We start from the raw sequence: 12,232 nt of genomic DNA, 5'->3' as shown, positions 1-12,232 counted from the left end.
TGATTAAATGGGCCGGCTTGATTTTGTTCCAATGAAAAAAGTGCTAAAATAGATAGAATCAATTGAATGCGCCAGAAGAGAAGGAGGAAGGGCTTTGTTGAAAGTACGTACGAGAGATATATACGAAAAGTTTGGCCTTGAACTCATTTGTGGCGGTGAAGGAATAGACAGGCCGATTACGACAAGCGATTTATCCAGGCCGGGCATCGAACTCGCGGGCTTTATTGATTATTATCCAGCTGAACGCATCCAACTGCTTGGAATGACCGAGCTTTCTTTTTTTAAAAAATTGAATGAAAGCGATCGCGTCTTAAGGATGGAGCAGTTATGCACGGATATTACTCCTGCAATCATCATTACACGAGGCCTTGACGTTCCGGAAGAATTAATAGAAGCAGCCGAGCGGGAATCCGTTCCAGTGCTGCGCACGAAATACAAGACAACCCGCTTCTCCGGGAACTTGACTAATTTTCTTGAAAGCAGGCTCGCACCTACAACGGCGGTCCATGGAGTATTGGTAGACGTTTATGGAGTGGGGGTTCTCATTACCGGAAAGAGCGGCGTTGGTAAAAGTGAAACCGCGCTCGAGCTGGTGAAGCGCGGCCACAGGCTTGTTGCCGATGATTGTGTTGAAATTCGCCAGGAGGATCAGAATACGTTAATTGGAACGTCGCCTGAACTAATCGAACATCTCCTCGAGATCCGTGGACTCGGCATTATCAATGTGATGACACTGTTCGGCGCTGGAGCTGTCCGTACTCACAAACAAATTATTTTAAACATCCATCTTGAAATATGGGACCAGGAAAAACAATACGATCGCCTGGGCCTTGACGATGAAAAATTGAAAATTATCGACTCCGAAATTACGAAACTGACAGTTCCCGTCCGCCCAGGCCGAAACCTGGCTGTTATCATCGAGGTTGCCGCGATGAACTTCCGTCTGAAGCGTATGGGCGTCAACGCAGCAAAGCAGTTCACTGAAAAGCTGTCAGGTGTAATCGAGGAAGGCCGGTCTTAACTGTTGTAACCGCCTTTAGCTATAGTAAACTGTCCAAATTTTTATAGGTAGAGAGAACACTAAAAGGAGAATGAGAATGGAAGAAACGATTACCCCGCTTAATCCGGTTGCGATTGATTTAGGGCCGATCCAGGTCCACTGGTACGGCATCATTATCGGGACCGGGCTGGCACTGGCTTTATTTCTCGCCATGAGGGAAGGTGACCGGAGGGGGCTGCCAAAAGAGACCTTTTCCGACCTGCTCATTTGGGCAATCCCGATCGCCATAATTTCAGCACGCATTTATTACGTTATTTTCCAATGGGACTATTACGCCCAAAACCCTGGCGACATTATAAAAATCTGGAATGGCGGAATCGCCATCTACGGCGCCCTGATCGGTTCCGTTTTGACAGCGTACTTCTTTACAAAGGCACGCGGAATATCCTTTTGGAAAGTCGCCGATATCGCCGCTCCGAGCATCATCCTCGGCCAGGCAATCGGCCGCTGGGGGAACTTCATAAATCAGGAAGCTCATGGGGAAGAGGTTTCGCGGTCGTTCCTTGAAGGCTTGTACCTGCCTGATTGGATTATTAATCAAATGTACATTGGTGGACATTATTATCACCCGACCTTCCTGTACGAATCGCTTTGGAACTTTGCCGGCTTCGCGTTGTTGCTTTTCCTGCGACGCGTCAACCTTCACCGTGGGGAGAGTTTTTTGGCATACGTTATCTGGTATTCAATCGGCCGTTTCTTCATCGAAGGGATGCGCACTGACAGCCTAATGCTCGGTGATATCAGGGTCTCACAGCTGCTATCGATCTTCCTTATTCTGCTTGCAGCTGGATTGATCATTTACCGCCGCAAAAAAGGCCTCGCCGATGCCCGTTACCTGGATAATGACGGGAAAGGGAAGTAGGGCTATTGTAAAAACGTACATTGGATAGGCCGGGGAAGCCGCCATTTAATGTATGACAGTTTAAGTAGGTTTTTCCGTTTGAAAGTTTCTTTATCCGGGCAATGGAGGGGCAGTTTTGATAGAGTTTTACGCTTCCGCATCTTTGGATGCTAAATCAGTGAAATCTCTGGTCTCTGATCAAACACGAGGGCGGTTCTGTGCTCTCAGCTTCTGTGTTTGAATCAGGTGGGATTTTTGACTGCAAATGGATTTTTCTCGTCTAGGGTGTCCAAATAAATCCTGGATTCGGACACTGAATGGAGTTTTCCGAGCTTCAGTGTCCAAATAAAGCCTGGATTCGGACAGCGAATGGAGTTTTCTGAGCTCCGGTGTCCAAATGAAGTCCGGATTCGGACAGCGAATGGAGTTTTCCCAGCTTCGGTGTCCAAATGAAGCCCGGATTTGGACAGCGAATGGTGTTTTCGTAGCTTCGGTGTCCAAATGGCATCAAATGGAGTCATGCAATTCAGGTTTTCCTTAAGAAGACAGTTTTGATAGGGTTTCAGCAAACAACTGTCTTCATCGAGGTTATGAAGACAGTTTAGATGAATTTTCAACTTTAAAGTGTCTTCAAATTTATTTTCCGAAACGCACCACAATACAAAAAACAAAACGCACAAAGGGGAAAAGAGAAGGAATGCTCGTCCAATCAATCAAAAAAGGCTTGCTCGTTGGCTTAAAAACAACCTGGTCGCTAGGAAAAGTCATTTTTCCTGTCACTCTCGCCGTCTCAATCCTGCAATATACGCCTCTTTTGGCATGGCTAATAAAAGTGGTCAGCCCATTGATGGAACTGATCGGACTGCCCGGCGACGCGGCAATCCCGCTCGTCCTTGGCAATGTGCTCAACCTGTACGCGGCAATCGGGGCGATTTTGACTCTTGATTTCAGCGTCAAGGAAGTTTTCATTCTCGCCGTCATGCTGAGTTTTTCACATAATCTAATCGTGGAATCAACCGTTGCCCTGAAGGCAGGAGTGAAAATTTGGATTGTGCTGACAGTCAGGCTTGGACTGGCCTTCGTGTCCGCTGCAGTTATCAATCTTGTTTGGCACGGAGGTGGCAGCCAGGCGGTTTACGGATTCATCCAAGCAAAGGCAGAACCGGCTTCTGGTGCTCTGAACATTATCCTTGAAGCCATTGGAAAAGCAGGCCTTGGCATCGTCCAGCTTGCCTTGATCGTCATCCCGCTCATGGCTGTCATCCAGATCATGAAAGACCTTCAATGGCTCGGTAAATTTTCAAAGACAATGGCCCCGATGACCCGGGCGCTCGGTATGAAGGAAAACACGTCCACGACAATGGCTGCAGGCCTTCTGTTCGGCCTTGCCTACGGGGCGGGCGTCATGATTCAGGCTGTCAAGGAGGATGGGGTCAGCCAAAAGGATGCGACGCTAGCATTCATCTTCCTCGTCGCCTGCCATGCGGTCGTCGAGGACACACTGATTTTTATCCCGCTCGGCATCCCGGTTTGGCCGCTGCTCATTATCAGAATCGGCGTTGCGGTCCTCCTGACTTTCATCGTCGGGACAATCTGGAAGCAACCCGGTGTTATACAAAGAAAGGAAGTTAATTTATGAAGCCAGCCTTAGGAATCGATACAATATTGTTTGACCTCGATGGAACATTGATTGATACAAATGATTTGATCATCAACTCGTTCCTGCACACCCTTAACCGCTATTATCCAAATAAATACACGCGTGACGATGTCCTGCCGTTCATGGGCCCGACACTCCGGGAGACATTCGAACCGATGAACCCGGAAGCTGTCGAAGAAATGATCGCCACGTACCGCGCCTTCAACCATGCCAACCATGACCTGCTCGTCAAGGAATTCACCGGCGTGTTTGAAACAGTAAGGACGCTAAAGGAAGGCGGCTACAAAATCGGAATCGTAACGACGAAAATGCACGATGTCGTCCTTAAGGGGCTAAAGCTCTCCAAGCTTGACCAGTTTTTCGATGTCATCGTCGCCCTCGACCATGTCTCCAAACCAAAGCCCGATCCGGAACCGATCCTGCTCGCTCTCGAACAGCTTGGATCGAAACCTGAGACGGCCATCATGGTTGGTGACAACTACCACGACATCCTCGGAGGGAAAAACGCCGGCACGAAAACAGCCGGGGTCGCCTGGTCGCTAAAGGGCCGCGAATTCCTTGAAAAATTTGAACCGGACTTCATGCTTGAGAGCATGGCCGACATCCTGGACATCGTCGGGGCAGGCAAGCAATGAGGCGCACAAAACGATACCCTGTGGAAGGCGCCAACTCGCTCTGGCAGGTATATAAAACAGTATCGTTTTGGAAAGTCGCCAAAAACTTCATCATCATCCAGATCGCACGTTACACCCCTTTTATCGCAATGAAAATCTGGCTTTACCGGACATTCCTCGGCATGAAGGTCGGCGACAGGACCTCATTCGCCCTGATGGTCATGCCCGACACCATGTTCCCCGAGCTAATCAGCGTCGGGCAGAATAGTGTCATCGGCTACAACACAACCATCCTCGCCCATGAATACCTGATCAAGGAATACCGGCTAGGCGAGGTCCATATCGGCAGCGAAGTCATGATCGGCGCAAACTCGACCATCTTGCCTGGCGTCACAATCGGCGACGGAGCCATCGTCTCGGCCGGCACCCTTGTCCATAAAGACGTCCCCGCCGGCAGCTTTGTTGGCGGAAACCCGATGCGCATCATCTACACCGCCGAACAACTTGCCGAGCGCTGGGCCGACGACCCGATCTATGGCACCGAGAAATCCGAATAAACGGTTCACTTCTTTTTTGGGAAAAAGGGACAAAGTATGCACGCCTACCAAATTTGGACACCCAGAACCGCGTTTCGCTTAGGCCGTTCCGGAACCTGCTCAGCGCAGCTTCCGGAACGGCCTTTTTGCATGCGGCCTGGACTCACGTCCCACAAGCGGCCGCTCTGCCACAAAATGTATTTCTGCTGCTGAATAGGGGAGGCGCTCAAGCCCGCTGCTAGCGACTACTTTTCATCCGCTTTTTTATGCTAGCAAACTGCTATTGGATTGGTAGCGATTCCCGGAGATTTTCCCGATTTATCCTGAAGTTCGGTTTTATTGGTTTATCCCGAAATTTTACTAATTTACCCTGAATTGCGTTTATTAATCCTGAAATCCACCATAGTTGAGAATGATTGTGTTCGTCCGTAACCTTATTTGAATTCTCCGAAAGTGATTATCTCTTTCTCCAAGCAGTCTGGAAGTTTCTGAGTTTCATCCCCGGGCCGCCAAATTTGTGATATACTACTTAAGTTATTACATTAGTGGAGGACTTCATGGGGAAAGATTCGAAAGCATTTAAAGGCAAGGGGAAGCTTCTCTCCTTTTTCCCGACAGGTGAGTATTATTTTACAAAGGGGCTGAAGGCCTACCACCGCAGGGATTTTGAAAAAGCGAAACGATATTTAGAGCGTGCATTCCAGCTGGAGCCGGGCGAACCGATGATTGCCTGCCAGCTTGCTTTGGTGTGGACGGAAATTGGCGGGTATGAAAACTCGAACCGGCTTCTCCACATGATCCTGGATGAACTTGATCCGGAAATGACTGAATGCCATTATTTTTTAGCGAACAATTACGCCCATTTGGGATTCTTTAAAGATGCCAACCATCATTCACGGCTCTATCTTGAGCTTGAAGAGGATGGGGAGTTTGCCGACGACGCAGAGGAGCTGCTAGAGCTGCTGGCCATGGAAGGCTTCGATGACGAGGATGAACTGTTTGAGGAAGATGACCTAATGGTACGGCAGGAGGAAGCGCGCAATCTGCTCGAGTCGGGTTATTTTCCGAAGGCAATCGAAATGCTGACGTCAATTGTCGAGGAATATCCCGAGTATTGGTCGGCATACAACAACCTGGCTTTGGCCCATTTTTACCTTGGTGAAACCGAACAGGCACACGCGGTCCTTTACGATGTGCTTGAGAAGAATCCCGGGAACTTGCACGCACTATGCAATTTGCTTGTGTTTGCCCATTACCGCCGGGATAAAAAAGAGACTTCAAGGTTGATAGAAATCCTGAAGAAAATTAAGCCGATCATGACGGAGCACCAGTTTAAGCTTGGCGCGACCTTCGCTTTGTCAGGCGAGTACGAGCTTGCGTTTGAATGGCTAAGGAAGCTGCATAAGCGCGGATATGAAGGCGATTCCCCGTTCTACTATTGGTTTTCGTATGCGGCCTACTATACAGGGAGGGAAGAGCTCGCACAAGCCCTTTGGAAAAAGGTTATTGCGATGTCACCCGACAAGGAAGGCAGCGAGCCGTGGAATAACGACGGCGCTTCAGGAGGGATTGAAACCCAGTCTCGTTCGATCATCCAAAAACTTGGCAGCGATTATCCAGAAGAACGGCTGTTTGGAATTTTCCTTTCTTCTGTTTCAAAGAACAGGCAGGAACTTTTCGAATCAAGCGTGCTTGATGAAAGCGGAAAGTTTGGGGCACTTGAACGGGCTTATCTTGCCTACCTTAAGGAAGGCAAGCGTTCACCGGCTGCTGATGCTCATGATGCAGCGGAGATCCTCTACCAGACGTATCGGCCGATTGGCGCTGTTGAAGCAGGTTTGTACCTGATGTGGTTCTCGGTGTTCGAGGAAGCCGAAAAGCAGGGGTATAGCCTGAAGAATGCTGCAGGCTGGGCGGCCGGAGTTGTGTATGTATGGCATAAATTGCGAAACGATAAGGTGCCTATGGACCAGCTTGTCGACCAGTATTGCGTTTCATCGGGAACAATCAGGAAATATGCCAAACTCATCATGGGCTGCATACAATAGGGCAGAGCGTGAATTGGTAAGCTTGACTGGCTCTTTTTCCAATGGCACCAGCGGTTTTACGCGGCAGGGGCAGGAAAATCGGGGATGGACCGGCAACGAACGAGTGAGCAGATGGTTGGACTCGAAGCCTGTTGTTTTATAGGATAGATGTGATAAGGAAAGACTATTCTTGGAATGCAACCATCGTTCGATATAAGGAGTGACAGGCATGTCGGAAGAAAAAATTTATGATGTGATCATCGCTGGCGCTGGGCCTGCCGGAATGACAGCAGCGGTGTACACATCTAGGGCCAATTTGTCCACGCTCATGATTGAGCGCGGGATTCCCGGAGGGCAAATGGCAAATACGGAAGAAGTGGAAAACTATCCTGGATTTGACCATATCCTGGGCCCGGAGCTCTCGACAAAAATGTTCGAGCATGCGAAGAAATTCGGCGCGGAATATGCATACGGAGATATAAAAGAAGTGATTGATCACGGTGACTACAAGACTGTTGTTGCCGGGGCGAAGGAATACAAGGCGTATTCTGTCATCATATCCGCAGGAGCGGAATACAAAAAGATTGGTGTGCCTGGCGAGAAAGAACTTGGCGGCCGCGGCGTATCTTACTGCGCCGTTTGCGATGGCGCCTTTTTCAAAAACAGGGAACTTGTCGTAGTCGGCGGCGGGGACTCCGCTGTAGAAGAAGGCGTGTATTTGACCAGGTTTGCGACAAAGGTGACGATTGTACACCGCCGTGATGAATTGCGCGCGCAGAAAATCCTCCAGGACCGCGCTTTTGCGAATGACAAAGTTGATTTCATTTGGAACCATACAGTAAAGGAAATCAATGCGAAGGATGGTAAGGTCGGCAGCGTTACGCTTGTTTCGACGGTTGACGGCAAGGAAACGGAATTCCCGGCGGATGGAGTTTTCATCTATATCGGCATGGTGCCGCTGTCCAAGCCGTTTGAAGGCCTAGGCATCACGAATGCAAATGGCTACATTGAAACGAATGAGCGAATGGAAACGCGGGTTCCTGGTATTTTCGCGGCTGGAGACATCCGTGAAAAAACGCTCCGCCAAATTGTCACCGCAACAGGAGATGGCAGCATCGCGGCCCAATCCGCCCAGCATTTTGTTGAAGAGTTAAAGGAATCCCTAAAGGAAAAGCAGGCATAACCTATTCCGGAAAAGTATGAGCCTGTCGAAGAATGGGTAAGCTTGTCTTTAAAAATTAATGTCATTTTAATTTAACTGTAACAAAAGTGAAATAATGGTAGGGTATCATAAAAATAGAAATTGACCCCCTTTTTATATACCCTTCAGCACGGGCTCTTGTCCGTGCCCTTTTTTTGTTGTTTTTTCAATACCAGCTAATAACAAAACTTATTTTCCCTTCATTGTGGGGGAATTTTAAAAATAGTATAATGTATAGAATCAGGGCAGGAATGTCGTTTTAAATTCCCGCTTTGCCATAATTGAGGTGGAAGCTATGCAAAGGGTCGCCAATTGCGTATTGATGAAGGATAGCGAAATACTCCTCCTGCAAAAGCCACGGCGGGGTTGGTGGTCGGCTCCGGGCGGGAAAATGGAGCAGGGTGAATCCGTCCGCGACGCCTGCATCCGCGAATACAGGGAGGAAACGGGCATATACCTGAAGCATCCGAAGCTAAAAGGGGTATTTACAATCATTATCCAGGAAAACGGCCAAACCGTAAATGAGTGGATGATGTTCACTTTTTTTGCGAAGGAATACGAGGGGAAGCTAAGCGAAAGCTGTGAGGAAGGGATTCTTCAATGGCATTCTGCTGACAGGATTTCCGGCCTGCCAATGGCTCCCGGGGATTACCATATCCTTGAATATACGATTCATGGTAACGATATCATTTTTGGAACATTCACATATACACGGGAGTTTGAATTGATTGGTTACCGGCTTGATCCAGGTTGAAAAGGGGGAATCACGAATGAGCACGGGTTCGGTACATGGTACACAAATGGTCATCATTACAGGCATGTCGGGTGCCGGCAAAACTGTCGCTATCCAGAGCTTCGAGGACCTTGGTTTTTTTTGCGTTGATAATCTGCCGCCAACTCTTCTTCCCAAGTTCCTCGAATTGATGAAGGAATCCGGGAACAAGATGAACAAGGTTGCCCTTGTCATGGATTTGAGGGGCAGGGAGTTTTTTGATCACTTATTCAAAGCGCTTGATGAACTCGCCGACGCAGATTGGGTGACACCGAAAATTCTATTCCTGAACGCCGATGATGCCGCTCTCGTCAGAAGATACAAAGAAACACGAAGGTCGCACCCGCTGGCAAGCTCCGGCCTGCCTCTTGAGGGCATCAGGCTTGAGCGTGAACTGCTTGAGGATTTAAAGGGCAGGGCCCAGGTAATCTACAATACAAGCGATATGAAGCCAAGGGAGCTTCGCGAAAAAATCCTGAACGAATTTTCGGAAGACAACGAAACGATTTTCACTGTAAATGTCGTGTCATTCGGCTTCAAGCATGGCTTGCCGATCGACGCGGACCTCGTCTTTGATGTAAGGTTTTTGCCAAATCCCCATTATATTGAGCATATGCGCCCGAAAACAGGCCTTGAAACCGAGGTTTCGGAATACGTCCTGAAGTGGAGCGAAACGCAGAAATTCCTGGCGAAAATAACCGACCTGCTAAGCTTTATGCTTCCCCATTATAAAAGGGAAGGGAAGTCCCAGCTTGTCATCGCGATTGGCTGCACAGGAGGCCAGCACCGTTCGGTAACCCTTGCTGAATACATTGGCCATTATTTCGAAAAAGATTATAAAACTGTCATTTCCCATCGGGATATTGCCAGGCGAAAGGAAATAACGACATGAATGGCGCCGCGCAACCAAGAGTCGTAATCATAGGAGGCGGAACCGGCCTTCCCGTCCTGCTTAGGGGATTGAAACGTTATCCCGTCGATATAACAGCAATCGTAACCGTGGCGGATGACGGGGGAAGTTCCGGACGGCTGCGTGAAGATTTGAACATACCGCCTCCTGGGGATGTCCGGAACGTACTTGCCGCGCTCTCAGACGTCGAACCCCTAGTGGAGGAGATGTTCCAGCACCGCTTCGCTACATCCAATGAACTGTCCGGACATTCACTCGGAAATTTGATACTCGCCGCAATGGCTTCAATTACAGGGAATTTCACACATGCAATCCAGGAAATGAGCAAGGTCCTGAATGTAAGGGGAAAAGTGTTGCCTGCCGCAACGCGCAGTGTCGTCCTGCATGCTGAAATGGAAGACGGCTCGGTTGTGTCCGGGGAATCGAAAATCCCATATTCGGGCAAAAAAATAAAAAGGGTTTATTTGACTCCTTCCGATGTCCAGCCGCTTCCGGAAACACTCCAGGCCATCAGGCAGGCCGACATGATCATCATCGGGCCAGGAAGCCTTTATACGAGCATCCTTCCAAATCTCCTTGTGAAAAAGCTTGGACAGGAAGTATGCCGGTCGAAAGCCAGGAAGGTATATATTTGCAACCTGATGACACAGGCGGGAGAAACGTTCGGCTATACGGCGAGCGACCATGTGGAGGCAATTTACAAACATATGGACCGCCCCTTCATAGATACAATTCTCGTCAACAATGAGGAAATTGACGAACATATCCAGCTTCGCTATAAGGAAGAACTGGCCCATCCGGTTAAATATGACACGGAACGTCTGGAAGAGCTTGGCATCCAGGTAGTCCATGAGGAAATTGCCGTCCAGGATGGCACCGCCCTTCGCCACGACACCAAGAAAGTATCTGCGATTCTTTATTCCATGATTGTAGAGGAAACGAACAAGCGCGGAAACAGTTGAAATTGCATCGCTATTGGACAGCCCCCGCTATAAATCCTGACGGGCAAAAGTTCCTTTAAATGCCTATTGTAGGCACTTGGTATTTGGGGTATGATCGGATATTGGCAGTTTTTTTGCTAAATCCCAGTATAAGTGAAACCAAGCTGAGGCTTGCCCGTACAATAAAAGCGAACCTTCTAAGTGGGGGTTTGGTTTATTCCCCATTGAGTGCCCATTAGAAAATGAGTTAGAAAGAGTATCGTTCTGGAGGTGAGGAATTGTCTTTTGCATCAGAAACAAAAAAGGAATTGACGGCAATTGAAGGAAAGCCCTGCTGCAATTTAGCAGAACTTTCCGCCCTGATCCGGATGAACGGCTCGCTTTCCTTTTCAAACAGGAAGCTGATGGTGGATGTCCAGACAGAAAATGCGGCGATTGCCAGGCGTATTTACACACTGATCAAAAAGAATTATCCCATCCAGGTCGAGCTGCTTGTCAGAAAAAAGATGCGCCTTAAGAAAAACAATGTGTACATCGTACGCCTGGCCCAGGATACAAAGGAAATCCTTGAGGATTTAAAGATTCTTGGCGAAGGCTTTACAATTATCCACGACATTTCGCCGGATTTGATCAAAAAGAAGTGCTGCAGGCGTGCATACTTACGCGGTGCATTTTTAGCAGGCGGTTCTGTCAACAATCCTGAAACATCATCATACCATCTTGAAATAGCTTCACTTTATAAGGAGCATAACGATTCGCTTTGCGAATTGATGAATACATTCGGGTTGAACAGCAAAACGCTTGAACGGAAAAAAGGGTTTATCACCTATTTGAAGGAAGCCGAAAAAATTACCGAATTCTTGAATATAATCGGAGCCCACAATGCCCTGCTCCGCTTTGAGGACGTCAGGATTGTCAGGGATATGAGAAACTCTGTAAACCGGCTTGTGAACTGCGAGACGGCCAATTTGAACAAAACAATTGGTGCATCGCTCAGGCAGGTAGAGAATATCCGCTACATCGATCGGACTGTAGGCCTTGAAGTTTTGCCAGGAAGGCTTCGGGAAATAGCGGAATTGAGAGTGGCTTACCAGGATGTGACACTAAAGGAGCTTGGTGAAATGGTTTCCGGAGGGACCATCAGCAAATCGGGCATCAACCACCGCCTTCGCAAAATCGATGAAATCGCCGAGAAACTAAGGGCAGCTGAACAGGCGCCGAAATAACAGCCAACGATGCGGAAGGTGTTTCGCATGGAGTTTAATTGGGAAGGGTAACAGCAACAGGCAGCTGCCGTAAAAGAGATATAGAGGAGGAAGAATGATGGTAGAAAAAGAAGTGGAAGTAAAATTGAAAACCGGCCTCCAGGCGCGGCCGGCTGCCCAGTTCGTACAGGAGGCTAACCGTTTTTCAGCGGATGTCTTTTTACTGAAGGACGGCAAGAAAGTGAATGCAAAGAGCATTATGGGCCTAATGAGCCTGGCTGTCGGCTCGGGAGCGGTTATCACCATTGCGGCCGATGGCCCCGATGATAACGCCGCCGTCGAAGCTCTCACACAGTATGTTTCGAAAGAAGATTGAATTTTTTGAAAGCGGATTCGTTCAGAGGTGAACGAATCCGTTTTTTTATGGATATGTGATGGTGGCAGCCCGGGGTGTAATTGAAAGGT

Annotated in this window: 12 protein-coding genes; all 12 read left to right on the top strand. The window is 48.5% G+C overall.

Features of this window, described 5'->3' with window-relative positions; all coding sequences use genetic code 11:
- The first annotated feature begins 94 nt into the window (after nt 1–94).
- The 12 genes from hprK (at nt 95) to RB160_RS20680 (ending at nt 12,143) form a co-directional block, all read left to right on the top strand.
- The gene (gene hprK, locus RB160_RS20735) at nt 95–1,021 is read left to right on the top strand and encodes an HPr(Ser) kinase/phosphatase (protein ID WP_316572351.1); all 927 of its coding nucleotides are present in this window, start codon (nt 95–97) and stop codon (nt 1,019–1,021) included.
- 76 nt (nt 1,022–1,097) lie between these two features.
- Nucleotides 1,098–1,922, top strand: coding sequence for a prolipoprotein diacylglyceryl transferase (gene lgt / locus RB160_RS20730; RefSeq protein WP_316572350.1), 825 nt, complete (start codon nt 1,098–1,100; stop codon nt 1,920–1,922).
- A 676-nt stretch (nt 1,923–2,598) separates the two neighbouring features.
- Nucleotides 2,599–3,540, top strand: coding sequence for a nucleoside recognition domain-containing protein (locus RB160_RS20725; RefSeq protein WP_316572349.1), 942 nt, complete (start codon nt 2,599–2,601; stop codon nt 3,538–3,540).
- A complete protein-coding gene (gene ppaX, locus RB160_RS20720) occupies nt 3,537–4,196 on the top strand; it encodes a pyrophosphatase PpaX (protein ID WP_316572348.1) in 660 nt (219 codons plus the stop codon). Before RB160_RS20725 ends, ppaX begins: the two co-directional genes overlap by 4 nt.
- Nucleotides 4,193–4,732 (top strand): acyltransferase, encoded by a 540-nt coding sequence (locus RB160_RS20715; RefSeq protein ID WP_316572347.1) that lies wholly within the window; start codon nt 4,193–4,195, stop codon nt 4,730–4,732. The genes ppaX and RB160_RS20715 overlap by 4 nt, the downstream gene beginning before the upstream one ends.
- A 536-nt stretch (nt 4,733–5,268) precedes the next feature.
- Nucleotides 5,269–6,759 carry a tetratricopeptide repeat protein gene (locus RB160_RS20710; protein WP_316572346.1) on the top strand — a complete coding sequence of 497 codons (1,491 nt, stop codon included), beginning with the start codon at nt 5,269–5,271 and terminating at the stop codon, nt 6,757–6,759.
- A 208-nt stretch (nt 6,760–6,967) separates the two neighbouring features.
- A complete protein-coding gene (gene trxB, locus RB160_RS20705; RefSeq protein WP_316572345.1) occupies nt 6,968–7,921 on the top strand; it encodes a thioredoxin-disulfide reductase in 954 nt (317 codons plus the stop codon).
- Between the two features lie 313 nt (nt 7,922–8,234).
- The gene (locus tag RB160_RS20700; RefSeq protein ID WP_316572344.1) at nt 8,235–8,693 is read left to right on the top strand and encodes an NUDIX hydrolase; all 459 of its coding nucleotides are present in this window, start codon (nt 8,235–8,237) and stop codon (nt 8,691–8,693) included.
- Between the two features lie 16 nt (nt 8,694–8,709).
- The gene (gene rapZ / locus RB160_RS20695) at nt 8,710–9,603 is read left to right on the top strand and encodes an RNase adapter RapZ (protein ID WP_316572343.1); all 894 of its coding nucleotides are present in this window, start codon (nt 8,710–8,712) and stop codon (nt 9,601–9,603) included.
- Complete coding sequence (locus RB160_RS20690) at nt 9,600–10,583, top strand: gluconeogenesis factor YvcK family protein (RefSeq protein ID WP_316572342.1); 984 nt, start codon at nt 9,600–9,602, stop codon at nt 10,581–10,583. Before rapZ ends, RB160_RS20690 begins: the two co-directional genes overlap by 4 nt.
- A gap of 257 nt (nt 10,584–10,840) precedes the next feature.
- Nucleotides 10,841–11,788, top strand: a complete 948-nt coding sequence (gene whiA, locus RB160_RS20685; RefSeq protein WP_316572341.1) for a DNA-binding protein WhiA — start codon at nt 10,841–10,843, stop codon at nt 11,786–11,788.
- A gap of 97 nt (nt 11,789–11,885) precedes the next feature.
- Nucleotides 11,886–12,143 (top strand): HPr family phosphocarrier protein, encoded by a 258-nt coding sequence (locus RB160_RS20680; protein ID WP_316572413.1) that lies wholly within the window; start codon nt 11,886–11,888, stop codon nt 12,141–12,143.
- Nucleotides 12,144–12,232: the final 89 nt, after the last annotated feature.

Origin of the sequence: Neobacillus sp. YIM B06451 (genome assembly GCF_032667185.1) — a bacterium.
In the GTDB taxonomy this organism is placed as follows: domain Bacteria; phylum Bacillota; class Bacilli; order Bacillales; family Cytobacillaceae; genus Bacillus_D.
The sequence above is the reverse complement of the archived record's forward strand: the minus strand, read 5'-3'. Positions and strand labels throughout refer to the sequence as shown.

Coding starts and splice junctions, on each gene's coding strand:
- lgt (WP_316572350.1), top strand. CDS start 1,098: ATGGAAGAAACGATTACCCCGCTTAATCCGGTTGCGATTGATTTAGGG.
- RB160_RS20725 (WP_316572349.1), top strand. CDS start 2,599: ATGCTCGTCCAATCAATCAAAAAAGGCTTGCTCGTTGGCTTAAAAACA.
- ppaX (WP_316572348.1), top strand. CDS start 3,537: ATGAAGCCAGCCTTAGGAATCGATACAATATTGTTTGACCTCGATGGA.
- RB160_RS20715 (WP_316572347.1), top strand. CDS start 4,193: ATGAGGCGCACAAAACGATACCCTGTGGAAGGCGCCAACTCGCTCTGG.
- RB160_RS20710 (WP_316572346.1), top strand. CDS start 5,269: ATGGGGAAAGATTCGAAAGCATTTAAAGGCAAGGGGAAGCTTCTCTCC.
- trxB (WP_316572345.1), top strand. CDS start 6,968: ATGTCGGAAGAAAAAATTTATGATGTGATCATCGCTGGCGCTGGGCCT.
- RB160_RS20700 (WP_316572344.1), top strand. CDS start 8,235: ATGCAAAGGGTCGCCAATTGCGTATTGATGAAGGATAGCGAAATACTC.
- rapZ (WP_316572343.1), top strand. CDS start 8,710: ATGAGCACGGGTTCGGTACATGGTACACAAATGGTCATCATTACAGGC.
- RB160_RS20690 (WP_316572342.1), top strand. CDS start 9,600: ATGAATGGCGCCGCGCAACCAAGAGTCGTAATCATAGGAGGCGGAACC.
- RB160_RS20680 (WP_316572413.1), top strand. CDS start 11,886: ATGGTAGAAAAAGAAGTGGAAGTAAAATTGAAAACCGGCCTCCAGGCG.